The 24,910-nt window shown below is 66.7% G+C and carries 21 protein-coding genes and 2 pseudogenes; 9 read left to right on the forward strand and 14 right to left on the reverse strand.

From position 1 onward, the window contains the following. Position 1: 1 nt before the first annotated feature. The 5 genes from BN996_RS10295 to BN996_RS10315 form a co-directional block, all read right to left on the reverse strand. A complete protein-coding gene (locus tag BN996_RS10295; RefSeq protein WP_089778775.1) occupies positions 2 to 745 on the reverse strand; it encodes an ABC transporter ATP-binding protein in 744 nt (247 codons plus the stop codon). Then, a complete protein-coding gene (locus tag BN996_RS10300) occupies positions 742 to 1,500 on the reverse strand; it encodes an ABC transporter ATP-binding protein (protein ID WP_042662682.1) in 759 nt (252 codons plus the stop codon). Before BN996_RS10300 ends, BN996_RS10295 begins: the two co-directional genes overlap by 4 nt. Beyond that, complete coding sequence (locus tag BN996_RS10305; protein ID WP_042662681.1) at positions 1,497 to 2,678, reverse strand: branched-chain amino acid ABC transporter permease; 1,182 nt, start codon at positions 2,676 to 2,678, stop codon at positions 1,497 to 1,499. The genes BN996_RS10300 and BN996_RS10305 overlap by 4 nt, the downstream gene beginning before the upstream one ends. Further along, positions 2,675 to 3,643, reverse strand: coding sequence for a branched-chain amino acid ABC transporter permease (locus BN996_RS10310; protein ID WP_089778777.1), 969 nt, complete (start codon positions 3,641 to 3,643; stop codon positions 2,675 to 2,677). Before BN996_RS10310 ends, BN996_RS10305 begins: the two co-directional genes overlap by 4 nt. 123 nt (positions 3,644 to 3,766) lie before the next feature. Then, a complete protein-coding gene (locus BN996_RS10315; RefSeq protein ID WP_193310954.1) occupies positions 3,767 to 5,107 on the reverse strand; it encodes a substrate-binding protein in 1,341 nt (446 codons plus the stop codon). Between the two features lie 564 nt (positions 5,108 to 5,671). Here BN996_RS10315 and BN996_RS10320 point away from each other — a divergent pair. Next, positions 5,672 to 6,277 carry a hypothetical protein gene (locus BN996_RS10320; protein ID WP_042662678.1) on the forward strand — a complete coding sequence of 202 codons (606 nt, stop codon included), beginning with the start codon at positions 5,672 to 5,674 and terminating at the stop codon, positions 6,275 to 6,277. Positions 6,278 to 6,361: 84 nt separating this feature from the next. Here BN996_RS10320 and BN996_RS10325 read toward each other — a convergent pair whose 3' ends face one another. Further along, complete coding sequence (locus BN996_RS10325; RefSeq protein ID WP_089778779.1) at positions 6,362 to 7,984, reverse strand: long-chain-fatty-acid--CoA ligase; 1,623 nt, start codon at positions 7,982 to 7,984, stop codon at positions 6,362 to 6,364. 176 nt (positions 7,985 to 8,160) lie between these two features. On the opposite strand from BN996_RS10325, the gene BN996_RS10330 reads away from it, so the two are divergent. After that, entirely contained in the window at positions 8,161 to 8,412 is a 252-nt protein-coding gene (locus BN996_RS10330) for a hypothetical protein (RefSeq protein ID WP_042662676.1), read from the forward strand. Positions 8,413 to 8,436: 24 nt separating this feature from the next. On the opposite strand, the gene acs is transcribed toward BN996_RS10330, so the two are convergent. Beyond that, positions 8,437 to 10,425: an acetate--CoA ligase gene (acs, locus tag BN996_RS10335; RefSeq protein WP_089778781.1), complete on the reverse strand. Its 1,989-nt coding sequence runs from the start codon at positions 10,423 to 10,425 to the stop codon at positions 8,437 to 8,439. A gap of 182 nt (positions 10,426 to 10,607) precedes the next feature. Next, a complete protein-coding gene (locus BN996_RS10340; protein WP_042662675.1) occupies positions 10,608 to 12,308 on the reverse strand; it encodes an acyl-CoA mutase large subunit family protein in 1,701 nt (566 codons plus the stop codon). Positions 12,309 to 12,529: 221 nt separating this feature from the next. Here BN996_RS10340 and BN996_RS10345 point away from each other — a divergent pair, with 221 nt between their 5' ends. The 3 genes and pseudogenes from BN996_RS10345 to BN996_RS10355 form a co-directional block, all read left to right on the forward strand. Then, complete coding sequence (locus BN996_RS10345; RefSeq protein WP_089778784.1) at positions 12,530 to 14,455, forward strand: NosD domain-containing protein; 1,926 nt, start codon at positions 12,530 to 12,532, stop codon at positions 14,453 to 14,455. Then, positions 14,448 to 15,281 (forward strand): ABC transporter ATP-binding protein, encoded by an 834-nt coding sequence (locus BN996_RS10350; RefSeq protein ID WP_089778786.1) that lies wholly within the window; start codon positions 14,448 to 14,450, stop codon positions 15,279 to 15,281. The genes BN996_RS10345 and BN996_RS10350 overlap by 8 nt, the downstream gene beginning before the upstream one ends. Then, a pseudogene (locus BN996_RS10355) lies at positions 15,278 to 15,814 on the forward strand (ABC transporter permease); the annotation flags it as partial. The gene BN996_RS10350 and the pseudogene BN996_RS10355, both read left to right, overlap by 4 nt. A gap of 114 nt (positions 15,815 to 15,928) precedes the next feature. Here BN996_RS10355 and BN996_RS10360 read toward each other — a convergent pair. Then, positions 15,929 to 16,165 (reverse strand): annotated as a pseudogene (locus tag BN996_RS10360) (oxidoreductase); the annotation flags it as partial. Positions 16,166 to 16,469: 304 nt separating this feature from the next. Here BN996_RS10360 and BN996_RS10365 point away from each other — a divergent pair. After that, positions 16,470 to 18,230 (forward strand): 2-oxoacid:acceptor oxidoreductase subunit alpha, encoded by a 1,761-nt coding sequence (locus tag BN996_RS10365; protein ID WP_089778788.1) that lies wholly within the window; start codon positions 16,470 to 16,472, stop codon positions 18,228 to 18,230. After that, the gene (locus BN996_RS10370) at positions 18,227 to 19,090 is read left to right on the forward strand and encodes a 2-oxoacid:ferredoxin oxidoreductase subunit beta (protein ID WP_089778790.1); all 864 of its coding nucleotides are present in this window, start codon (positions 18,227 to 18,229) and stop codon (positions 19,088 to 19,090) included. The genes BN996_RS10365 and BN996_RS10370 overlap by 4 nt, the downstream gene beginning before the upstream one ends. A gap of 40 nt (positions 19,091 to 19,130) precedes the next feature. On the opposite strand, the gene BN996_RS10375 is transcribed toward BN996_RS10370, so the two are convergent. Both BN996_RS10375 and BN996_RS10380 read right to left on the reverse strand, forming a co-directional pair. Further along, a complete protein-coding gene (locus tag BN996_RS10375) occupies positions 19,131 to 19,841 on the reverse strand; it encodes a DUF6517 family protein (RefSeq protein WP_089778792.1) in 711 nt (236 codons plus the stop codon). Between the two features lie 142 nt (positions 19,842 to 19,983). Continuing rightward, positions 19,984 to 20,181 carry a hypothetical protein gene (locus BN996_RS10380; protein WP_042663541.1) on the reverse strand — a complete coding sequence of 66 codons (198 nt, stop codon included), beginning with the start codon at positions 20,179 to 20,181 and terminating at the stop codon, positions 19,984 to 19,986. A 226-nt stretch (positions 20,182 to 20,407) separates the two neighbouring features. Here BN996_RS10380 and BN996_RS10385 point away from each other — a divergent pair, with 226 nt between their 5' ends. Both BN996_RS10385 and BN996_RS10390 read left to right on the forward strand, forming a co-directional pair. After that, the gene (locus BN996_RS10385; RefSeq protein WP_089779912.1) at positions 20,408 to 21,190 is read left to right on the forward strand and encodes an aldo/keto reductase; all 783 of its coding nucleotides are present in this window, start codon (positions 20,408 to 20,410) and stop codon (positions 21,188 to 21,190) included. An 88-nt stretch (positions 21,191 to 21,278) separates the two neighbouring features. Continuing rightward, positions 21,279 to 21,470 carry a DUF7333 family protein gene (locus BN996_RS10390; RefSeq protein WP_042663539.1) on the forward strand — a complete coding sequence of 64 codons (192 nt, stop codon included), beginning with the start codon at positions 21,279 to 21,281 and terminating at the stop codon, positions 21,468 to 21,470. 38 nt (positions 21,471 to 21,508) lie between these two features. On the opposite strand, the gene BN996_RS10395 is transcribed toward BN996_RS10390, so the two are convergent. From BN996_RS10395 to BN996_RS10405, 3 genes are all read right to left on the reverse strand, one after another. Continuing rightward, complete coding sequence (locus BN996_RS10395) at positions 21,509 to 22,645, reverse strand: DUF373 family protein (RefSeq protein WP_089778794.1); 1,137 nt, start codon at positions 22,643 to 22,645, stop codon at positions 21,509 to 21,511. A 43-nt stretch (positions 22,646 to 22,688) separates the two neighbouring features. Beyond that, positions 22,689 to 23,690 (reverse strand): signal peptide peptidase SppA, encoded by a 1,002-nt coding sequence (sppA, locus tag BN996_RS10400; protein WP_089778796.1) that lies wholly within the window; start codon positions 23,688 to 23,690, stop codon positions 22,689 to 22,691. A gap of 90 nt (positions 23,691 to 23,780) precedes the next feature. After that, complete coding sequence (locus BN996_RS10405) at positions 23,781 to 24,704, reverse strand: coiled-coil protein (protein ID WP_004064289.1); 924 nt, start codon at positions 24,702 to 24,704, stop codon at positions 23,781 to 23,783. Between the last annotated feature and the right edge of the window lie 206 nt (positions 24,705 to 24,910).

Here is a 24,910-nt window from a genome sequence, read left to right on the forward strand (position 1 = left end):
GTCAGACCCCCAGATACCGCTCGCGCGTCTCGTCGTCCTCGCGGAGTTCCTCGGCGCTCCCGTCGAAGACGATGCCGCCCTGGTCGATGACGTACGCGCGGTCGGCGAGTTTGATGGCCGCCGCGGCGTTCTGCTCGACGAGCAGGATGGTCGTGCCCGCGTCGCTGATGCGCTCGACCGCGTCCTCCACGTCCTCGATGATCTTCGGCGCGAGCCCCTCGTAGGGCTCGTCGAGGAGCAACAGGTCCGTGTTCTGCTTCAGGGCGCGCGCGATGGCGAGCATCTGCTGTTCGCCGCCGGAGAGCGTCCCCGCGCGCTGGTCTTTCCGCTCGTCTAACCGCGGGAACTGGTCGTAGACCTCCTCGGTCGACATTCCCTTGTGGCCGAACGACAGCGACCGCCCCCACGTGTTCGACTTGTTGTCGACGACCTCCGCGAGGTGGAGGTTCTCGGCGACAGAGAGGTTCGGGAAGATGCGCCGCTCCTCGGGCACCAGCGAGATGCCCCGGACGGAGACGTCCTCGGCGGGGACGCCCGTGATGTCGTCGCCCTTGAACCGGATGTGGCCCTCCCGCACGTCGGGCGGCGTCGCCCCGGCGATACACCGGAGCGTGGTGGTCTTCCCCGCGCCGTTGCGGCCGAGGAGCGCGCATATCTCGCCCTCCTCGACGCTCATCGAGAGGTCGCGGATGATGTGGCTCTCGCCGTAGTAGGCGTCGATGGCGTCGATTTCGAGGAGGCTCACAGCTCGACACCTCCGAGGTACGCCTCTTGGACGGCTTCGTTGCCCCGAATCTCGTCGGGGGTGCCCTCGGCGATGATGCCGCCGCGGCTGAGGACGACGATGCGGTCGGAGATGCTGAAGACGATTTCCATGTCGTGTTCGACGAGGACGAACGTGAGCCCGAGGTCGCGTTTGACCTGCTCGATGAGGTCGACCGTCGACTTCGTCTCCTCGGGAGACATGCCGGCGGTCGGTTCGTCCATGAGGAGCAGGTCGGGGTCGCTCGCGAGCGCGATGCCGATTTCGAGGCGACGCTTGTCGCCGTACGGCAGGTCGGTCGCGACGGTGTCCGCGCGGTCCAACAGGCCGACCGAGTCCAGCGTGTCGCGGGCGACGTCGTGGACGTCGGTGAGGCTGTCGCGGTGTTTCAGGAACTCGAACCCGAACGCGCCGCGCTCGGACGCCAGCGCCGCGATTTCCGCGTTCTCCCGGACGGTCAGGTCGGGGAAGATGGAGGCGGTCTGGAACGACTTGGAGACGCCGCGTTGGACCACCTGATGCGGTTCGAGGCCGACGATAGACTCGCCTTTGAACCGGATGTCGCCGCTGGTCGGGTCGAGCCGTCGCGTGATGAGGTTGATGAGCGTCGACTTCCCCGCGCCGTTCGGCCCGATGATGGAGACGCGCTCGTCCTCCTCGACGGTGAGGTTCACGTCGTCGGTGGCGACGAGGCCGCCGAACTCCTTGACGAGGTTCTGGGTTTCGAGGAGCGTCATCGACCGTCACCTCCGTTGCCGGAGAGCGCGCGGACGCGGTTCGCCGCCTTCGAACCGAGGTCGACCGCGAGCTCGCGGAGCCAGTTCAGGATGCCCCACAGGCCGTCGGGGACGACCCAGACGACCACGACGAAGACGAGTCCCAAAAGCAGGTGCCAGTAGAACCCGAAGTCCCGAATCAGCACGATGTCCGTGAAGGGAATCGTCAGCGCTTGGATGGTCTGGACGATGTTCTCGATGTAGAGGTACAGTCCGACGCCGAGGACCGGCCCGAACATCGAGCCCGCGCCGCCGAGAACGGTCATGACGACGATGTCGCCGGACTCCGTCCAGAACAGCGACTGGAGCGGGACGTACGCCCCGTGGATGGTAAAGAGGCTCCCGGCGACGCCCGCGAACGCGCCCGAGATGATGAACGCCATCAGCTTGTAGCGCCAGACGTTGAGGCCGACGAACTCGGCGCGCTGTTCGTTCTCGCGGATGGCGCGGAACACCATCCCGTACGGCGAGTTGAGGATGCGGTAGGCGACCGCGACCGCGCCGACGAAGAAGACGCCGACGAAGGCGTAGAACCACGTCCCGAGGAGCATCCCGCCGACGGACGGAACGTCCGCTTCGAGGTGGATAACGCCGAGGAAACTGCCGACCTCGACGCCGGTCAGGCCGTTTTCGCCGTTGGTCAGAAACGCCAGCGGCGACGCGGCCATGTAGTAGAACATCTGGGCGAACGCCAGCGTGAGGATGGAGAAGTAGATGCCGCCCCGGCGGAGCGACAGAAAGCCCAGCACCCACGCGAGCAGCACCGCGAAGAGCGTCCCCGAGACGACCATCACGATGGGGTCGCCGCTGACGTTCTTGGCGACGATGCCCGCGGCGTACGCCGCGCCGCCCCAGAAGGCCGCGTGGCCGAACGAGAGCAGGCCGGTGTAGCCGAGAAGCAGGTCGAAGCCGATGGCGAAGATGCCCCAGATGAGGATGAGCGTCGCCAGGCTCTGGTAGCCCTGCAAGATGCCCGAGACGACGGGCGCGCGGGCGAAGAGGTACGGGAACACCGCGACGAGGACGGCCGTGATGCCGACGACCGTCCCCTCGCGGCCGCGGAGTTTCTCCCAGCGACCGAACAGGCTGCCGCCGACCAGCGCGTCCTTCGCGCTCGGGTTGGCGTCCTTCTCGCTCATGGCGTCACCTCCTCGTCGCCGAGCAGGCCCTGCGGCCGCGTCAGGAGGACGATGGCCGCGATGGCGTAGAGGCCGACCTGCGACCACGCGGGCGCGAAGGCGACGAGCGCGGCGGTCGTGAGGCCGAAGACGATACCGCCGACGACCGCGCCGGCGATGCTTCCGCCCCCGCCGATGACGACGGTCAGGAACGCCGGGACGAGGATGTTCGTCCCGATGGTCGGGTTGACGACGTTCAGCGGGCCGCCGACGACGCCCGCCACCCCGGCGAGCGCCGCGCCGATGCCGAAGACCACGATGTACGGCCGGGTGATTTTGATGCCGAGGAGTCGGACCATCTCGGCGTCGCGGGTCCCGGCGCGAACGACGAGCCCGAAGTCGGTGTACTCGACGAGCAGGTACACGAGCGCCACGAGGACGGCCGTGATGCCGATGACCCAGAGCCGCCACTGCGGGAAGTTACCGACGATGGGCAGCGCGATCGGGCCGGAGACGGGGATACCGGCGAACGAGCCGACAGAGAGGATTCGCTCGGGCTGTTCGAACGGCAGGCTGTTGCTCCCGAACAGGACGCGGAACAGCTCCTGGACGACGATTGCGAGGCCGAACGTGACGAGAATCTGGTCGGTGTCGGGGCGGTCGTAGAACGCCCGCGCGAGGTACCGCTCCATCAGCAGGCCGACCGCGAAGACGAAAAGCGGTACGAAAAGCAGGGCGGCCAAAAAGCCGATGTCGAGCCCGAAGCTCGAAAAGCCCCACTCGGCCAGTTTCCCGTTCGACAGCGGGACGTTCAGCGCGACGAACAGCCCCGTGTAGGTGCCGACGAGGTACAGCGCGCCGTGCGCGAAGTTGACGAACTTGAGCGTGCCGAGGATGATCGAGAGACCGACCGCCAAGAGGACGTAGATAGCCCCCTGCTGCAGTCCGTTGAGCAGGATGACGAGCACGTCCGACAGAAGGCTCATCGACCGCCACCCCCGCGCCAACGGTTCGAGGCGTGTACTACCATGGGTATGCTAATCTTACTCATTTACGTGTGCGTGGTTGTCTGCGATTAACTTTCATTAAGATAACGGTGGGGCGAGTGCCTACTCGTAGGACCCGAGTTCACACTCGGCCGCCGGCCCCGCGTCGCACGCGTAGCCGAGGTCGTCGCGGCTGGTGATGTTGACGATGTTGAAGTACGATCCCTCGCCCTGCTCGGACGCCGGAAGCCCCTGCACGACCGGCACGTCGCGCTGCGCTTGGTGGTCGCACCCGCGCATCGTCTCCGCGCCCATGCCGATGTTGTCGTACTCGTAGTCTTCGAGCTGCTTGATGACCTCCGGCGGGTAGAACGTCCCCGCGCGCTCGACGGCGGCGGCGTACTGGAGCGTCTGGGCGTACGCCAACTGAGCGGGACCGGACGGCGTCCGGTCGTACTCGTCTCGGAACGCCTGCGTGAACTCCTGCGACGGCGTGTTGTCTATCTGGGAGTCCCACGCGACGGTGCCGTAGATGCCCTCGATCGCGCCGCCCGCCGCCTCCGCCATCGGGCGGTTGTACAGCGGAACGATGATTTCCATGTCCTCGTCGATACCGGCGTCGACGGCCTGCTGGACGGAGTTCGCGCCGTCGAGGCCGTAGTGGTTCAAGATGAGCACGTCCGCGCCCGAACTCTGTGCCCCCGAGAGATACGTCGAGTAGTCGGTGGTCCCGAGCGGGGTCGCGACGGATTCCACCTGCTCCCAGCCGGCGACGTCGGTCATGAACTGCTCCATCGACGCCTGCTGGGTCTGCCCCCAACTGTAGTCGGCGTAGAGCTGGTAGAACGTCAGGTCCTCGCCGTATGCGTCGCGGACGACGGGGGCGAGCGCCTGACCGGTCATGTACGCGTTGAACATCTCCCGGAAGGAGTAGCGGACGCAGTCCTTTCCGGTGGTGTCGTTCGAGTGCGTCAGACAGCACATGAACATGACCTTCTCGTTTTGACACAGCCCCTGGACCGCGATGGCGACCGCCGAAGACGACCCGCCCGAGATCATGATTGCGCCGTCGCGCTGGATCATCCCCGAGGCGGACTGCCGCGCCTGGTCCGCGTCCGTGGCCGTGTCGCCGTCCACGTGGTCGATGGTGTAGCCGAGGACGCCGTCGCCGGAGAGGTCGTCGAACTGCGAGTCGACCCAGCCGCCGCCCTCGTTGAGGTGCTTCACCGCGAGCTGATACGCCCGGAGCTCGTCTTCGCCCTCCGAGGCGTACGGTCCCGACTGCGGGACGTTGAACCCGAACGTGGCCGTGTCGCCCTCGATTGGGAAGTTGCCCAGCGCCGGGTACTCCTCCCCGCCGTCGCCACCGTCTCCACCGTCGCCGCCACCGCCGCCGTTGCCAGTGTCAGTGTCGGTGTCACCACCGCCGTCGCCTCCGCCAGTACATCCCGCCAGCCCTGCCAAGCCGGCGGTTCCGACAGCACCAGTCGCCTTCAACACGTCTCGTCGATTGAGCGGCTTGCTATCCCGTGCCATAACCACATCGGCGGATACATCCTTAATAATAGTTATGTATGAATTCCCTATTACATGTGCAATCAATCATTATAGATTGGTGCTGTCTACGGTATCATATAAGGTCCCCGTCGGGCGACGACTGCTGCCCGGCTCTCGAAGTGAGTCCTCCGCGGCACGGAACGCGCCACAGACGCAAAATACACGCCGGTGTCGGACTGGCCCGCCGCGTTGGTCCGACCCGTTCGGGCGTCGACGCCGACGAGTCGGCCGCGCGGGTCGTCTCCTCGCGGAACGCGTCGATCCGATTTCCTCGCGTTGGCGACCGCGTGAGCGGGTCGAACCGCGGGTGACCAACTATCAGAATACTAGATATATATCCCCGAATAGCACCGTTTCAACGCGCTTTCTGTTCGTGCACAGACCAGTTAATCTCGTGCCGTCGTGAATGTCCGATTTATAACTAACCCCGCAAAGCGCGAATAACGCGGCAGCCACGCCCGTGGCACCACTATGACAAACGACTCGAACGACGGATTCAGACCGACTCGGCGCTCCGTGCTCCGACTCGGCGCGATGTCGGCGCTCGGCATCGGTATCGGTATCCCCGCGGTCTCCGGCTCCGCGGCGGCGACCATGTGTCCCAAGACGCCCGGCTACTGGGCGAACAACCCGGACTACAGCAGTTCCACCGACAACTGGGCGGTCCTCGGCCCGGATGGCACGAACTATACCCTCCGCGGCGTCACCATGACCCACGACGAGTGGCGCGAGTTCCTCGTCGCGCCCACGAAGGGCGACAAGGCGAACATCATGGCGAAACACTACCTCGCCATCGTCCTCAACCTCCGGAACAGACCGGGCAGTGACCCGGGATGCACGAGCGACGGCGCGACCATCCAGTACGGCGACTACGCGGGCTACACCATCGAGGAAGTCAAGAATATGGCCGGTTCGTGGCTCACAAACTCCGCGTGGTCGAACGGCGGCAAACAGACGAGCTGGTACGTCAGCGTCGGCGGCGACATGGTCGACGGCGAGCCGCTCAAAGACACCCTCGACGCGTTCAACAACAACCCCGGGTCGCTCGGCCTCGACTGCCCCTGCAACGACCGCTGAACCGCGTTCGCTTCCGAAACGAGACACCTCGGCCGCGGTTAAGGTCCCGCTACGCCCCGAAAGGCGGGCTTAACGCGGTCGTTCCTATCCCTCACCCACCATCCGTCCCTCGTCTTCCCACTCGCGCTCGCGCAGTTCGTACTTCTGAATCTTCCCGGTCGCGGTCTTCGGGAGCTCGGCGACGAACTCGATTTCCTTCGGCACCTTGTACGTCGCAATCCGCTCTCGACAGAACTCGATGAGCGCCTCGGCGGTGACGCCCGGCGCGTCGGGGTCGCCGTTCGTCGGCACGACGAACGCCTTCGGCGACTCGCCCCACTCGTCCGACGGGACGGGAATGACCGCCACGTCGGCGACCTCGCCGTGGTCGAACAGCGTGTCCTCCAGTTCGATGCTGGAGATGTTCTCGCCGCCGGAGATGATGATGTCCTTCTTGCGGTCCTGAATGCTGACGAAGCCGTTCTCGTCGACGACCGCGAGGTCGCCCATGTGGTAGTAGCCCTCCAGCCGCGCCGAGAAGGCCGCTTCGGTCTCCTCGGGTTTGTTCCAGTACTTCTCCATCACCTGATTGCCCGCGACGACGATTTCGCCGATGGACTGGTCGTCTCTCGGCACGTCGTTTCCGTCCTCGTCGACGACGCGAACGTCGGTGCCGAGGTAGCCGATGCCCTGTTTCTTCTTCACGCCGAAGCGGTCGTCGCCGTCCGTCAGGTAGCGCCCGGCCTCCGAGGTCGTGATGAGCGGGCCGGTCTCGGTGGCCCCGTAGACGTGCATGAGCCGCCAGCCGAACTCGTCTTCGACGGTCCGAATCGTCGCCTCCGGCGGGGCCGCGCCCGCGGTCGCCGCGCGAACGGGGCTCGCGCCGGTCGTCTCGACGCCGCCTTCCTCTCGGTAGCGTTTCATCAGGATGTTCAGCACCGTCGGCGCGGCGCAGAGATACGACACGTCCTCGTCGCGGATGGCGTCCAACACGGCCTCCGCCTCCACCCCGCGGGTGCAGACGTGCTTCGCGCCGTGGCCGGTAATCGCGTAGATGTGGCCCCAACCGTTGACGTGGAACATCGGAAGCGTCCAGAGGTAGACGTCGTCGTCCGCGATGTCCTGATGCATCGAGATGAGATAGGCGTGAATCGTCTCGGCGCGGTGGGTGCGGCAGACGCCCTTCGGGTCGCCGGTCGTCCCCGAGGTGTAGTTGATGGTGGTTATCTCGTCTTCGTCCATCTCGGGGCGCTCGTAGTCGGTCGACTCCGCGACCAACTCGTCGAAATCGAGCCACTCGCCGTCGGTCGACTCCGCGGCCTTCTCGGGGTCGTTCGTGACGAATATCTCGGTCGGAATCTCGTCGCGGACCTCGTCTATCTTCTCGGCGAAGGCGTAGTCGGCGTAGACCGCCGTCACGTCCGCGTCGTTCAGCATGTACTCGAAGTCGGCCGGGACGAGCCGGTAGTTCAGCGGCATGTGGACGGCTCCGAGCTGCATCGACCCGTAGGCGGCTTCGAGGTGGTAGTGCGTGTTGGGGTCGAGCACCGCGACCCGGTCGCCCTTCTCGACGCCGCGGGACTGGAGCGCCGCCGAGAAGCCGTCGGCCCGCTCGCCGAGTTCGTCGTAGGTAAAGCGCTCGCCCGTCGTGGCCACGACCGCCTCCTCGTCCCCGTAGTACCGCCGCGCGCGGTCGAGGAACTCCGTCACCAGGAGTTGTTTCTTCATACGCGGTATCCTTCACTAACGTTCAAAATAAATATGCGGGCTGGTGTCAGACAGAACCCGAATGAGAATAATTGGCACATCGGGTCGCAATATAGCACGTCTCGCGCCGCGGGAGACTATATTACTATGCGAACTATGCAGGAAAATATCTTGTTCGGAGAGCCCGTAGCGCGCGTATGGCGCTTTCGGACTACACCGGACGCTCGCCGACGGGCCGGGACGAGACGATCGTCCGCGTCGTTCCCCATCGGCTGTGGCGACCGGGCGACGAGCGTGTCGAACCGTGTACCTACAGCGGCGAGGAGATTCGGCTCTCCGAGAAGCACCTCCTCGCCGTGGTGGAACGCGACGGCGTCCGCGAGCGACGCTACTTCCGCGACGAGCAGTCGCTGTCGGCGTGGATGGACGAACCGGAAAATTCGCGGTAGGGCCGACGGCGGCGGTGCCGAGAGTTACTCGTCTTCGACCTGCCGCTGAATCGACTCGACGATCTCTGGGTTCCGCAGCGTCGTCGTGTCGCCGAGTTCCTCGCCGTTCGCTATCTCTTCGAGGAGGCGGCGCATAATCTTACCAGACCGCGTCTTCGGCAGTTCGGGCGTGAACACGACCATCTCGGGGCGAGCGATTGGGCCGATGGCGTCCTCGACGCCCTCGATGATACGCTGTCGCATCTGGTCGTCTTCCTCCTGACCCTCCTCGGTGATGACGTAGGCGTAGACGGCCTCGCCTTTCACCTCGTGATTCCCGCCGACGACGGCGGCTTCGGCGACGCCCTCGACGCCCACGATGGCCGACTCGATTTCCATCGTCCCGAGGCGGTGGCCCGAGACGTTGATGACGTCGTCGACGCGACCGAGGATGGTGATGTAGTCGTCGGCATCGATTTTCGCGCCGTCCTCGGGGAAGTAGACCCAGTCGTCGGGGTCGTTACTGTCCACGTCGGAGTACTCCTGCCAGTACTCCTGAATGAACCGCTCGTCGTTGTTGTAGAGCGTCCGGAGCATCCCGGGCCACGGCCGGTTCACCGTGAGATAGCCCGCGCGCCCGGCGTCGACCCGCTCCCCGCTCGTATCGACGATTTGGGCGTCGATACCCGGCAGGGGCGGCCCGGCGGACCCCGGTTTCATCTTCTTGATGCCCGGCAGGGTCGTTATCATCATCCCGCCGGTCTCGGTCTGCCACCACGTGTCCACGACGGGGCAGTCCTCGTTGCCGATGTGCTTGTAGTACCACTTCCACGCGCGCGGGTTGATGGGTTCGCCGACCGTCCCGAGCAGGCGGAGACTCGACAGGTCGTGCTGTTCGGGGAACTTGCTGCCCCACTTCATGAACGCGCGAATCGCCGTCGGCGCGGTGTAGAAGATGTCGACCGCGTACTTCTCGATGATGTCCCACAGGCGGTCGCGGTCGGGGAAGTCGGGCGTCCCCTCGTACATCACCGTGGTCGTCCCGAGCGCCATCGGGCCGTAGACGATGTAGGAGTGACCGGTAATCCAGCCGATGTCGGCCGAGCACCAGTAGGTGTCTTCCTTCTCGATGTCGAGGACGGCGTGCGATGTCCACGCGGCGTACGCGAGGTAGCCGCCGGTGGTGTGTTTGACCCCCTTCGGTTGCCCCGTCGTCCCCGACGTGTACATCAGGAACAGCATGTCCTCGGCGTCGCGCTGGACGGGGTCGACGCGCTCGCCGGCGTGCTCGTCGAGGAGGTCGTCCCAGTCGTGCTGGTTGCCCTTCAGGTCGTGGCCGAAGCCGTCGTCGCCGAGGCGGTCGACGACGACCGTCGCGTCGACGCCGTGGTCGACGCCGTCGAGGCCCTCGTTGGCCTTGTCGAGGTGGTCGAGCGGGTCGCCGCGGCGGTAGTAGCCGTCGCAGGTGACGAGGAATCGGGAGTCCGCGGAGTTCATCCGCGTCGCCAGCGCGTCGGCCGAGAAGCCGCCGAAGACGACCGAGTGCGGCGCGCCGATGCGGGCACAGGCCAGCATGGCGATGGGGAGTTCCGGAATCATCGGCATGTAGAGCGTCACCACGTCGTCTTCCTCGACGCCGAGGTCGCGCAGGGCCGCCGCGAACTCGTTCACCTCGCGGTAGAGGTCCTGATAGGTGTAGGTCCGCGTCTCGCCGTGCTCGCCCTCCCACTTGATGGCGACGCGGTTCTTGTCCCCGTTTTCGACGTGGCGGTCCACGCAGTTGTACGAGACGTTGAGCTTGCCGCCCGTGAACCACTCGTAGAACGGCGGGTTCGAGTCGTCCAACACCTCGTCGTAGTCTTCGTCCCAGTCGAGCATCTCGGCCGCCCGCTCCCAACAGTCCGGCCAGTTCTCCTCGAACTCCTCGTAGACGGCCGGGTCGGAGACGTTCGCTTGCGCGACGAACTCCTCGGAGGGTTCGAACTCCTCTTGCTCGACCAGCCGTGCCTCCAGTTCGGTGTCTCCGTCTGCCATAGTACGTGTTAACTACACCAATCCTCCATGATAAATCTATGTAGTCCCGCAGTCCGGACGGGGGCGTCATCAGCGGGCGGTCGCCGGGCCGTCGGTCGGTTACGAACCCCCGTCGACGCTCGTTTCCATCAACGAAAGGTCATGTCATCCCGGTCGGTGATGGCGGTACCGCGTCGGAGCCCTCACATCACGCCGATGGTCTCGCGGTAGGTGCCGTACTCCTCGGCGAACACGTCCATGATTTCGCCCATCGTGACGTACTCCTTGACGGCGTCGACGAGCACCGGCATGACGTTGTCGCCGTCGCGGACCGCCCCGCGGAGGTCGGAGAGCGCGGCGTCGACCGCCTCGTCGTCGCGCTCGTCCTTGACGGCTTCGAGGCGCGCGAGTTGTCTGTCCTGCACCTCGTCTTCGACGTGGAGCAGGTCGGGGCGGGTGTCCTCGTCGGAGGCGTACTTGTTGACGCCGACGACGACCTCCTCTCCGTCTTCGACCCGCGACTGGTACTCGTAGGACGCCTCGCTTATCTCGCGGTGGTAGTAGCCCTCGTCGATGCCGGCGAGGACGCCGTCGCGGACGGAGCCGTCGCCCATCTCCCGAATCTCCTCGATGTAGGCCATCGCCTCGGCCTCGATCTCGTCGGTCAGCGACTCCACGAAGAAGCTCCCGCCGAGCGGGTCGATGACGTCGGCCGCGCCCGACTCCTCGGCGAGTATCTGCTGAGTGCGGAGCGCGACGGTGACGGCCTCCTCCGAGGGGAGCGCCAGCGCCTCGTCGAAGCTGTTCGTGTGGAGCGACTGCGTGCCGCCGAGGACGCCGGCGAGCGCCTGAATCGTGACGCGGACGACGTTGTTGAGCGGCTGTTGGGCCGTCAGCGACTGCCCCGCGGTCTGGGTGTGGAACTTCAACTGCGTCGAGCGCTCGTCCTCGGCGTCGTACCACTCCGACATCACGTCGTGGTAGATGCGGCGGGCGGCGCGGAACTTCGCCACCTCCTCGAAGATGGAGTTGTGGGAGTTGAAGAAAAACGACAGCTGGGGGGCGAACTCGTCCACGTCGAGGCCGCGGTCGACCGCGTCTTCGACGTAGGCGAAGCCGTCGGCGAGGGTGAAGGCGAGTTCCTGCACCGCCGTCGACCCGGCCTCGCGGATGTGGTAGCCCGACACCGAGATGGGCCGGATGCGCGGGGTCTCCTCGGCGGCGAACTCGACCGTGTCGGTGACGAGTTTGAGCGACGGTTCGGGGGGAATCACCCACTCCTTCTGCGCGATGAACTCCTTGAGCATGTCGTTCTGGAAGGTGCCGCCGATTCGGTCGCGGGAGACGCCGCGGTTGTCCGCGAGCGCGACGTACATGGCGAAGACGACCGGCGCGGAGGGGTTGATGGTGAAGGAGGTCGTCACCTCGCCGATGTCGATGCCGTCGAACAGCACCTCCATGTCGCGGAGGGTGTCGACCGCAACGCCCTCCTTGCCGACCTCGCCGTCCGAAAGCGGGTCGTCGGAGTCCTTGCCCATGAGCGAGGGCATGTCGAACGCCGTCGAGAGGCCGGTCTGGCCGTTCTCGATGAGGTAGTGGAAGCGCTCGTTGGTCTCCGTGGCCGTGCCGAAGCCGGCGAACTGCCGCATGGTCCACGTCCGCCCGCGGTACATCGTGGGGTACACCCCGCGCGTGTACGGGGCCTCGCCGGGGAAGCCGAGGTCCGACTCGTAGTCGAGGTCGGCGACGTCGGCGGGCGTGTAGAGGTCCCGCACCTCGTGGTTGGAGACGGTGGCGAACCGGTCTTTGCGCTCGCCGCCCTTCTCCACGAACGGGTCGCGGGTCTCCGATTCCCACTCGTCGCGCGCCTCGCGGATAGACGCCAAATCGTCCTCGTCGTACATGTCCACCAATCCGTATGGACGATGATTAAGGATTCGGGTCGGAGCCGGCCCGCTGGTCGGTTCGTCCCGGCCCCGAGGCTTCGACGCACAGACCATCGCACATATCACCCCCGGACCGCCTAGCCCTCGCCATGCACGACCGCGCGACAGCCACAGCGCGCCTCGACGCGGCGACTCAGCCCGCCGCAGGCCCCGACCCCGCGGGAGCCGAGCGCTGACCGATGGCGCTTCTCACGCCCGAGACGACCCGCTGGGTCGCCGCCGCGACGGCGCTCGTCTTCGTCCTCGCCAGCGTCTCCTTCGTCGTCCCCGCCTCCGGGTCCGTCTCGCCGGTCGCCTTCGACGATACGGTCAAGACCGGCGGAACCTCTGTCGACGTTCGCACGGCGGAGGTCGAGGGATTCGAGGTCCCGCTCGCGCAGGTCCACTTCTCGCGGTACCGCTACATCATCGGCTACTACGACGTTCGCACGGCCGCCGCCGACGTGTCCACCCCCGAGAGCGCCCGGCAGTTCGGCGACCCGCTCGCGGTGTTCGTCACCGACTACGCGGCGGTCTCGCCCGACCTCGACGACGACGGCTACCTCAGAACCGAACACAACCGCAACCCCGGCTGGACGAGGGCGTCAGAGGCGTCGTTCGTCGTCGACTCCGGCGCGCGAGTTCCCTCCGGCCCCATCGCCGTCCCGTTTTCCGACGCCGACGCGGCGCGCTCGTTCGCGGACGCCCACGGCGGCGAAGTCGTCGATTGGGCGACGCTCCGCGACCGCGCCGGCGACCCGCTTTCGTCCCGCCTCGCCGCCTTCGAGTCGTCGGTCGCCGCCCACCGCGAGTGGGGGAACCAGACCACCGCTGCGAGTGATGCGCTGTTCGACCGCCCCGTCTCGACCGTCGTCGGCGAGGACGCGCCGACCGTCGAAGCCGCGGTCGCCTCGGCCCCCGCGAACACGACCGTCTACGTCCCCGCGGGGACCTACTCGGTCGATGCGGTCGAACTGAACCGCTCGGTGACGCTCCGCGGTGCCGGAAGCGAGACGCGACTCGTCGGCGACGGAAACGGGAGCGTCGTCCGTCTCAGGGCCGACCGGAGCGCGGTCGGTGACCTCGCCATCTCCGGCGTCGGCGAGGTGGGGACACGACGGGTCCGCGCCCAAAACGAGTCCGTCGACTGGGACACCCGCGTCGAACTCGCCTACGGCCGCGGCGACGCCGGCGTCGTCCTCGACGGCGCGAACGAGTCGGCGGTCCGCGGGGTCGAAATCGACACGCCCGCGAGCGGTATCATCGCCCGCGAGAGCGCCGACAGCGTCGTCGACGATGTAACCGTCCGCGGGTCCGACGTGCCGTCCGACGGCTTCATGGGCGTCGTCCTCATCGGCGAGCGGGCGGTCGTCCAGGACTCGACGTTCCTCGGCGGCCGCGACGGCGTCTACACCCACCGCGCCGACGGGAGCGTCGTCCGCGGCAACCGCATGGAAGACGGGCGCTACGGCGTCCACCAGATGTACACCTCAGACGCGCTCGTCGCCGACAACGTCGTCCGCGGGGACCGCATCGGCGTCGTCCTCATGACCCGACCCGTCGGCAACCTCGTGGTCGGAAACGACGTGCGCGAGTCGGACTTCGGGTTCATGCCCGCCGGCAGCGACACCTACGTCGCAAACAACGTCTTCGCCGACAACGACTACGGCATGGACGTGAGCGGCGACCGACAGGTGTACGTCGGAAACGTCGTCGCCGGCAACGGCGTCGGCGTCCGCGGGAGTTCGACGTTCCCGACGAACGTCGTCGTCCGAAACGACATCGTCGACAACGACGTGCGCGTCGAGTCCTCGCTCGGCCCGATGCGGACGTGGACCGCCGGCGGCGCGGGCAACTACTGGGGCGCTCTCCCGCTCGAAGACGCCGACGGCGACGGCGTCTACGACCGGGCGTACCGGCCCTCCGGGCCGGTCGACGCCGAACTCGGCCGCGAACCCGGCGCGCTCGCGCTCTCGGAATCGCCCGCGATGCGCGCGCTCCGCCGCGCCCGCGACGCGGTGTCCGGGGTCCGCGGGTCCGGCGTGGTCGACGCCGCGCCCCGGACCGAGCCAGTTCGACCGGAGACGCTCGCCAGCCTGAACGCGACGGAGGAGACCGATGACTGACGAATCCACCACGATGCCGAACCGCGAACCCGCGACGACCGCCGAGACGGATTCCGCCGAATCGACGGGCGAGAACGCCGACGCCGACGCTGACCCAGAACCCGACCCGAACGCCGAGGGCGACCGGCCGGCCGTCGCCGCGACCGACCTCGGACACGCCTTCGGCGACCTGCGCGTCCTCGACGGCGTCTCGCTGTCGGTCGCGCCCGGCGAAATCGTCGCGCTCGTCGGCCCCAACGGCTCGGGGAAGTCCACGCTCTTACGGTTTCTCGCGCGTGTCCGCGCGCCCGACGAGGGGACCGTCACTCTATCCGGTCACGGCCACGCCCGCGTGGGCTACCTCCCGCAACAGCCCGGCTTCCGCGCCGGCTTCTCCGCGGCCGACACGCTCGAATTCTACGCGCAGTTCGTAGACGAAGACGTGGACGTGGCCGGGGTGCTGGAGCGTGTCGGCCTCGCGGACGCCGCGGACCGCCGGGTGGGCGCGCTCTCCGGTGGGATGACGCGCCTGCTCGGCCTCGGGCGGGCGCTCGTCGGCGACCCGGCAGTGGTCGTCCTCGACGAGCCGGCAAGCGGCCTCGACCCCGGCATGGTCGAGCGGCTGTTCGGTATCGTCTCCGACCTCGCCGACGCGGGCGTCGCGGTCGTCCTCTCGTCGCACAACCTCGGCCCCGTCGAGCGGACCGCCGACCGCGTGGCCGTCCTCGACGGCGGGCGGTTCGTCGCCGACGGCGACCCGCGGGCGGTGGTCGAGTCGGTCGGCGCGGCGGACCTCCAGACCGCCTTCGGCGACCTCGTGGCGACCGAGGAGGTGACGGGCAGATGAGCGTCGGCGACCTCGACGGCGTCGGCGACCTGTTCGCCATCGCGGCGCGCGAGCTTCGGACGGTCGTCAGAACCCCGGCGGTCGTCGCGCTCTCGGTCGTCTTCGCGCTGACCGTCGTCGCGGTCGCGGCCGCCGGGTCGGGCGCGCGCGGCGGCTACGTCCCGCTGGTGCTCGATTTGCTCCCGTTCGTGGAGGCGCTCGTCCCGCTTCTCGCGGTCGCGCTCTGCTACCGCGCGGTGCTGTCGGACCGCGAGTCGGGCGAACTCGACGTGCTCCGCACGTTCGACGTGTCCCGACCGGCCTACGTCGGCGGCGTCTACCTCGGCCGGGGACTCGCGCTCGCGTTCGTCGTCTTCGGGTCGCTCCTCGCCGCGGGGGCGACCGTCCCGGTGCTCTCGCCGCCGGACCCGACGTTCCTCGCGCTGAACGAGGCCGCAGACTCGCCGGTCGCGTTCCTCCGATTTTCCGTCCTCGCGGTGCTGTTCGCCCTCGCGGTCGCGGCCGTCGCGCTCGCGGTCTCCGCCGCCGACCGCGGGGCCGACGCCGGGCCCGCCCGCGAGGACGACCACGCGCGACTCGCCGTCGTAGTAGCTCCGCCCGAACGGCCCGGAAATCTCGACGTCGTCGCCGGCGACGAGCGAGTCGAGGTGCCGGCTGAACGGCCCGGCCTCCTCGGGGTCGATGCCGACGGTCACCTCGAAGGTGTCGCCGACGCCGGGCGACGACAGCGTGTAGAACCGCGCGTACGACTCGCCGTCGACCTCGGCGGAGAGCTTGACGAACTGGCCCGGCTCGGCCTCGAAGCCGTCCGGCGTCTCGAACTCGATGGCGACCGTGCCGGGACCGACGTCGCTGACCGCGGCGACGGTGACGATTGCGTCCATGCCTCCGGGTTGGTCGCAGGCTCACAAGGGCCTTGCCTTCCCGGACGCGCGCGCCGGGGGCGGGGCGAACCGCGTGAGCCGCCCGAACGGTGTGAACCGGAAATAATTGTCACGAGAGGGCGAAACACACCATGATTGGACATTCGTTCAGTAAAATGCCGCCCACACACCGTTTGGATAGACAAATGGGGCTCAATAGCGATATATAAACTTGTTCGTGAGGTTTCTATCGGTTATCAGTACCGACGTTTAACACCAATTTTCAGAAGGCTTTTGACCCGGCTATGGGTAGATTTCACCCAGCATGCCTGCGGACTTCAACTGGGCCATCGGCGGCGAGGCTGGCGATGGCATAGACTCCACGGGGAAGATTTTCGCTCAGGCACTCTCCCGGGCTGGACGCCACGTGTTCACCTCTAAGGACTTCGCTTCGCGAATCCGGGGCGGATACACGGCGTACAAGGTTCGGACTGCCATCGACCCCGTGCAGAGCGTCGTCGACAGACTCGACGTGCTCATCGCGCTCACACAACGAACAATCGACGAGAACCTCGACGAACTACACGAGGGCTCCGTCATCATCTACGACGGCGACCGCTCCACCATGGCGGACGTCGAAATCCCCGAGGGAATGGTCGGGCTGGACATCCCCCTCAAGGCGCTCGCCGAGGAGGCGGGCGGCGCAATCATGCGCAACGTCGTCGCGCTCGGCGCGGCGTGCGCCGTCGCGGACTTCCCCATCGAGAACCTCGACAGCGCGCTCCAGAAGCGCTTCGGCGGGAAGGGCGAGGCCATCGTCGAGAACAACAAGAAGGCGGCTCGCGCGGGACTCGAATACGTCCACGACGAGTACGACGTCGAGTTCGACTACGACCTCGAAACGACCGACGAGGACTACGTGCTCATCAACGGCGACCAGGCCATCGGCATGGGCGCCATCGCCGCCGGCTGTCGCTTCTACGCCGGCTACCCCATCACGCCCGCGACTGACGTGATGGAGTACCTCACCGGCCGCATCGAACGCTACGGCGGGCACGTCGTGCAGGCGGAAGACGAGCTCGCGGCCATCAACCTCGCGCTCGGTGCGGCGCGCGCCGGCGCGCGGTCGATGACCGCCACGTCCGGTCCGGGTATCGACCTGATGACCGAGACGTTCGGACTCGTCGCCACCTCCGAGACGCCGCTCGTCATCGTCGACGTGATGCGCTCGGGTCCCTCGACGGGGATGCCGACCAAGCAGGAACAGGGCGACCTCAACATGATGCTCTACGGCGGCCACGGCGAGATTCCGCGGTTCGTCGTCGCGCCGACGAGCATCGACGAGTGCTTCTGGAAGACCGTCGAGGCGTTCAACTTCGCCGAGAAGTACCAGGTTCCGGTGTACGTCGCCGCCGACCTCGCGATGGCGGTCACGGAACAGACGTTCTCCCCCGAGACGTTCGACATGGACGAAGTCGAAATCGACCGCGGCAAGGTCGTCGACGACGACTCCATCGACGAGTGGCTCGACGAGGAAGGTCGCTTCCAGCCGCACGCGCTCACCGACGACGGCGTCAGCCCGCGCGCGTTCCCCGGTACGGAACAGGGCGCGCACATGTCGACGGGGCTCGAACACGACGAGCTCGGTCGGCGGACCGAAGACCGGTCGATGCGCGTCGAGCAGGTCGACAAGCGCGACCGGAAGGTTGAGACCGCAAAGGAGACGGAAGACTTCTCGCCGCGCGAGTTCGGTGACGCCGACTCCGACACGCTCATCCTCTCGTGGGGCTCCAACGAGGGCGCGCTCATCGAGGCGCTCGACTTCCTCGAAGAAGACGGCATCGACGTTCGGTTCCTGTCGGTTCCGTACATGTTCCCGCGGCCGGACCTCACCGAGGAAATCGAGGCGGCAGACGAGGTCATCGTCGTCGAGTGTAACGCGACGGGGCAGTTCGCCAACGTCGTCGAGCACGACACATTGACCCGTGTCAAGCGCATTAACAAATACGACGGCGTCCGCTTCAAGGCGGACGAACTCGCAGACGAAATCAAAGCCACCCTCGACGCAGAGGAGGTCTCAGCATGAGCTCAAACGTCCGCTTCACCGACTTCAAGTCAGACAAACAACCGACCTGGTGTCCCGGCTGTGGGGACTTCGGGACGATGAACGGCATCATGAAAGCCCTCGCCAACTCCGGCACCGACCCCGACAACACGTTCATGGTCGCCGGTATCGGCTGTTCCGGGAAAATCGGGACGTACATGCACTCGTACGCCATCCACGGCGTCCACGGGCGCTCGCTCCCGGTCGCCGCCGGCGTCAAGCTGGCGAACCCCGACCTGACCGTCGTCGCCGCCGGCGGCGAGGGTGACGGCTACTCCATCGGCGCGGGCCACTTCATCCACGCCGTCCGCCGCAACGTGGACATGGCCTACACCGTCATGGACAACCGCATCTACGGTCTCACCAAGGGACAGGCCTCGCCGACCTCGCGCGAGGACTTCGAGACCTCGACGACCCCCGAAGGGCCCCAGCAGCCCCCGGTCAACCCGCTCGCGCTGTCGCTGGCCGCCGGCGGCACGTTCATCGCGCAGTCGTTCGCGACGGACCACAAGCGCCACGCGGAAATCGTCCAAGAAGCCATCGAGCACGACGGCTTCGGCTTCGTGAACGTGTTCAGTCCCTGTGTCACGTTCAACGACGTGGACACCTACGACTACTTCCGCGACAACCTCGTTGACCTCGCGGACACCGACCACGACCCGACCGACTACGACGCGGCCAAAGAGAAGATTCTCGACTCGTCGAAGGAGTACGAGGGCATCATCTACAAGGACGAGAGCTCCGTCTCCTACGAGGAGAAGTTCGGCGTCGACCAGAACATGTCGGACATCCCGTCGGGCGCGCCCGACGACGCGATGGACCTCGTCCGCGAGTTCTACTAACGACGACCGCCGAACTCGCGGTCGACGCCGCGCCGCCCGCTCACCGAACTTCGACCGTTCTTTCGACCGTCCCCGGATGCTCGACAGCGCCCGCGAGCGCCGCGACCGCCTCGGTCTCGTCCACGTCGGCCCCGTGGACCGCGACGACGACCACCACGTCGCCGTCGTGTTCGACGGTCGCGAGGTGGAGTCGCACCTCGGCCGTCCCGCCCCCGTAGGAGACCGTCTCGCCGTCGACGGCGGTCTCGCCGGGTTCGACCTCGACCGTCCCCGCGTAGGTGACGAGTTCCGTCTCCGACCCGAGCATCGTGACGTTCCGCGCGCCGACCTCGCGGACGCCGGTGACCTCGGGGACGTTCCCGAGCGCCTGCGCGTCGGCCAGCGCGTCGAGACCGGTAGCGACGAATTCGCGGTTGCCGAGGTTCGAAAGCGGGTTGACCGACTGCCCGGCGACCTCGGCGTTCGGCGACGAGACGACTACGAGGGCCGCGATATCGTCGTCGTCGGTCGTCTTCGAGTATCCGGACACCCAGACCTCCGCGCCGACAGAGCGGGAGGCGGGCCCGACGCCCACGTCGTAGGAAAGCGGGACGGCGGTGCTGTTGCCGTGGACGTAGCCGTGTGCCTCGTAGGCCGACGCGGGAATCGTCGCGGGCTGGGCCGCGAACGTGGTCGAACCGCCCACCCCGCCGAGGCAACCGGCGAGGGCGACGACGAGCGCGAGCGCGAGGGCTGTGCGTGGTTGAGGCATACCCTCTAGAGGCGCGCAGAGAGCATGACCGTCTCGCCGCTGGGAAAAAGAGCCGACCGACCGAGTCGGTCCGAGCGGGACCGAGCGGGTCCGGCCGACCGGGCTGACCGAACCGCTACCGGGAGCCCCGCCGACCCGCTCGTTACTCCACCGTCTCGATGTTGAGTCGGTAGCGCGTCCCGCAATCGAGACACCGCGCGTCGTCGGACTCGATGAGTTCCGTCACCAGCACCTCGCCGAACTCGCAGTTCGGACACTCGTAGACGAGCGAGTCACCCGCGATGCGGTGTGCGAACGCGTTCGTGTTCTCTTCTGTCAACGGCTCTGATGCGGACGACATTCCAGACCACCGTACAGATATGCTACCACACACCACATAAAATATCCGCCGCCGAGCGTCGGTCGGCGTCGAGTGACGAACGTCCGAGACCCCGTGTGACATACTCTCAGGCCGTGAAAGCCGGAAATTCGTCCGCCCTTTCGGAACGCCTTTTCAACTCGCGGCCCACCACTCACCCATGACGGAGAACCCCACCTCAGTAGACGACACACCGCGAGCGAACGGGATGCCGATGCTCGGCCTCGGGACGTGGCAGAACACGGACGCCGACGAGTGTCGCAACGCGGTGCAGACGGCGCTGGAGATGGGCTACCGCCACATCGACACCGCCCAAGCGTACGGAAACGAGGCGGAGGTCGGCGCGGGCATCGCCGCCGCCGACGTCGACCGCGACGACGTGTTCCTCGCGACGAAAGTGTGGATTGACGAGCTCTCTTACGACGACGTCATCGAGAGCACCGAAGCGAGCCTCGAAAAGCTCGGCGTCGACTACGTCGACCTCCTGTACGTCCACTGGCCGTCCCGCGAGTACGACGCCGAAGAGACCCTCGCGGCGTTCGACGAACTCGTCGAACGGGGGCTGACGGAACGCGTCGGCATCTCCAACTTCGAACCCGAACAGCTCCGCGAGGCCGTCGAACTGTCCGAGTCCGGCGTCTTCGCCAACCAAATCGAGATGCATCCGCTCCTCCAACAGGAGGAACTCCGCGAGGTCTGCGCCGAGGCGGACATCGAACTCGTCGCGTACTCGCCGCTGGCCCGCGGGGCTGTGTTCGACGTCGACGTGCTGTCCGATATCGCCGAGAAGCACGACGCGAGCGAGGCCCAGGTGTCGCTGGCGTGGCTCCGCGAGAAGGGCGTCACCGCGATTCCGAAGGCGACGAGCGAGGGACACATCCGCGACAACTGGGAGTCGCTCGCGCTCGAACTCGACGACGAAGACGTCGCGGCCATCGACGCCATCGAGACCGAAGAGCGCCGCATCGACCCCGATTTCGCGCCCTGGTAAGCGACCGAAACCGCGTTTTTCCGGTTCGACGCTCGATTCGCAGTTCGGAGCCGCAACGGATTTGTCGAACGAGCCCCGACAGAATTTCATGGAGTTCGACCTCCCCAAGACAGTCGCGTTGCTCGTCGCGCTCGTCGTCGTCGGAACCGCGGCCCTCGTCGGAATGGACGCGATGGCCACCAGTACGGTCCTGATGATGGTGACCCCCGCGATGCTCGTCTTCGGGGCCGTCTGTCTCGCCCTCGGCGTCAAACACGGCGAGTACCGAGCGTCGAACTAACGACACGGCACGGAGGGAGAAAGCGGAACGGAAGGACCTCAGCTCTCGTTTTCTCGCGGCGCATCGACCACGTCGTCCAGCGTCTCGTCCGAGACGCTCGCCGAGATGCGGACGCCCACGACGCTCACGACGATACCGGCGACGATGAACATCGCCAGCCGCTGGACCGGCGTGAGCGCGAGTCGCCCGAGGAGTTCGAGGTTCGCCAACTCGCCCTGTCGTTCGAGGAGGAAGCCGGCGAAGCCGCGGACGACCAGCCCGATGGCGACGACGCCGAACGGGAGGTTCATGTACGACGTGGAGACGCGCTCGCTCCCGATGAGTTCGTCCAAGAGGCGACCCGCGCTCGCGGTCAGCGCGGCGAGCGCCAGCCACGGGACGCTGTGGTAGACGAACAGGAGCGACGGGACGAGCACTTCCTCGCTCCCGCCGACGCCGGGCGTCCGAATGGAGAGCGCGCCGAGGAACAGCCCGACGATGGCCAATCCCGCGGCGACCGCGTAGGTGACGACCGACACCTGCCCGGAGTAGAGGGCGTCGCGAATCTGGTCGGGGGCGTCCGAGAGGAACTCGTCGATGGCTAGCCCCTTGTAGAGGAGCACCGCGCCCATCAGGGCGGCGAGGCCGGCCAGCGCGACCTCAGGCGTGAACTGGACGAGAAGTAGCGGGACGAGAAGCAGACCGACGCCGAGCGGGACGAGTATCGTCGAACGAAGCTCCTCGTCGCCGAGGAACTGCTTGAGCAGGTAGTACGTCGACTCGATGTCGTGGGCCTGCCGGACGACCACGCGGTCGACCGCGTCGACCCGGAGCCTGCTTTCGACGACGGGGACGAGTCGCTCGTCTTCCGCGCTGTCGATGACGATGACCGCGGACTCGACGTCGTACCGCTCGACGAGGTCGTCGAGCTGTCGCGCGACGGCGCGGTCGGCCCCGACGGCGCTGTCGTTCGTCCCCGAGACGACCGCGATTTCGGCGTCCTCGCGGTCGTCTCTGAGCTCGCGCGTCGTCCGCAGCGCCGCGAGAAGGCAGTTGACGCTCGAATCCTCGGGGTCCGCGAGCCCCACGTCCGTCACGAGCGACCTGACGGCTTCCCAGCCGACGACGGGCGTCGAGAGCCCGGACTTCCGGCCGATGTCGTTCGCCCGGTCGACACAGAGGACGAGCGTTGTCACGTGGCAGACGAACGCGGGCGCGGGCTAAAAAGCCTCCCAGTCGTCAGAACCGAAACGAGAAGCCGTCGTCGGAGTCGACCGACGAGGCGAGGCCCGCGCCGAAGGCGTACGCCGCCCCCTCGACGCCGCCGCGGAGGCGGTCCGCGAGGCCGACCTCGGGGGTGAACTCCTCGACCGACACCCCGTCGCGGCCGAGGAGTTCGGCGAGTCGGTCCTCCACGTCGTCGCGGGTACCCAGCGAGTCGACCAGCCCGAGTTCGCGGGCCTCCTCGCCGAGGTAGACGCGGGCTTCCGTGTCGCGGACGACCTGCGGGTCCATGTCGCGACCCTCGGCCACGCGCTCGACGAAGTCGTCGTAGTAGTCGTCGATGAGCCCCTGCAGGTACTCGCGTTCGTCCTCGGTCGGCTCCTTGAGCGCCATCCCGGCGTCCTTGTACTTCCCCGCGGCGAACCGCTCGTAGGAGAGGCCGAGTTTGTCGGCCAACTCCGAGGCGTTGACCGACGAGCCGATAACGCCGATTGAGCCGACGACGCTCACGTCGTGGGACCACAGTTCGTCGCAGCCGCTGGCGATCCAGTAGCCGCCCGAGGCGCAGGTGTCGGTGGCGTAGGCGACCGTCGGCCCGTCGAAGTCGGCGACGGCCCGACGGATGTCGTCGCTCGGCAGCACCTCGCCGCCGGGCGTGTTCAGTCTGACGAGCAGCGCGTCGACGTTCTCGTCGTCGGCCGCGGCGTCAATCTGTTCGACGATGTCGTCGGCGGGCGTGCCGCCGCCGCGACCCGGAACCGGCCCGCCGCCGCCGTCGCGGGATATCGGCCCTTCGACGGCGACTTCGGCCACGTCGTAGTCGGGGAACGCCGAGGCGGCGAGCCTGCCGCCGACGCGGAGCGCGGCGACGACGACTCCGACGACCAAGAGAAGCCCCGCGAGGTCCGCGAGCGTGTCGGGGACGCTGTAGAACAGAATCCAGCCGACCGCCGCCGCGACGACGGCGAACACGACCACGATGGTCAGCCGGTAGATGCGCGTGAAGCTATCGGTCACGGTGAATCACTCATGGCTGTCGCTGGGGCTTCGAACGGGATAAAAATGATACGTCGCAAGCGCGACGAAGAGAGAGAAAGTGACCGAAGTTTAGAGCAGACCGGACTTCTGGAGCTTCATCAGGTCCTCGGTTTCGAGGGTCTCGCCCTCTTTGAACTTCTGGTAGATCTCCTCGGCCTCGGCCTTGGCGGCCTCGCGCTCCTCGGCGCGGGAGTCCTTGCGCTGGCGCTCTTCTTTCTTGTCCAGCTCGCGGAGGCGCTTCTGGACGCGGACGAAGTCCTCGTGGTGACGGTCGGCCGCTTCCTGGGCCTCGACGAAGAGCTCGTGCATCTCGTCGGCCTTGTCGCGGATGTCGTCGGCCTCGCGGTAGGCCTCGATCATCTGGTTGTGGTGTTCCTGGGCGTCGTCGGCCAGCTCGGTCACCTTCTGGTGGTGCTGGGACGCCTCGGAGCGGACCTCTTCTGCCTCTTCGATGAGTTCTTCGAGGTCACCGCTCTCTTCGACCTTGTCCTTTTTCTGGCGAAGCTCTTCGCGCTTGTTCTCGATCTTCTCGATGAGCTCGCGCTCGTCTTCGGTCGAGAGGACTTCGGTCTGCTGGCGGAATTCGAGTTGCTCGATCTCCTCTTTGAGCTCGTCGATGTCCTTGCCGTCGTCGAGCTCGAGGTCGCTTTTCATCTCGTCGACCTCGTCGAACAGCTCGTTGGCCTTCGCGTTGAGCTCGTTGCGGCTCTGCTTGTGTTCCTGCACCTGCGAGTTCATCTCGTCGCGCTTCTCGCGGTGCTTCTGGGCTTCGTCGACCTTCTCGCGAGTCTTCGCGTTGAGGTCGTCGCGCTTGGACGCGCGCTCAGAAGCCATCTGGTTTAGTTCATTGCGGCGGTCACGGAGTTGACCGGCGAGTTTGATGAGTTCGCCTTTCGAGCCGCTCTCGAGCTTTTCGTCTGGGAGATCGATGTTTCGTGCCTCGTCGAGTTCCTGCACGTCGAACTCGCTAAGTACTTCCTGCTTCGTTACCATGCGTAATCAATCCTCGATACCATCACCACTCCGTGCGTGGCGGCTGCTCGTGGGAGTGCGACCGACCGTGGATAAGAATTCCCGATCATTCTGCGTGCGATGCCGCCGGAACGCCGGAGGCGCTCAGGTACATACACATACAGGCGACCAGTTAATAAATACTTCGGTGGAAATTCGGGTGAAAACAGTTACCACACCGCTCGTAT

The organism is Haloferax massiliensis, assembly GCF_001368915.1.
Lineage (GTDB): Archaea > Halobacteriota > Halobacteria > Halobacteriales > Haloferacaceae > Haloferax > Haloferax massiliensis.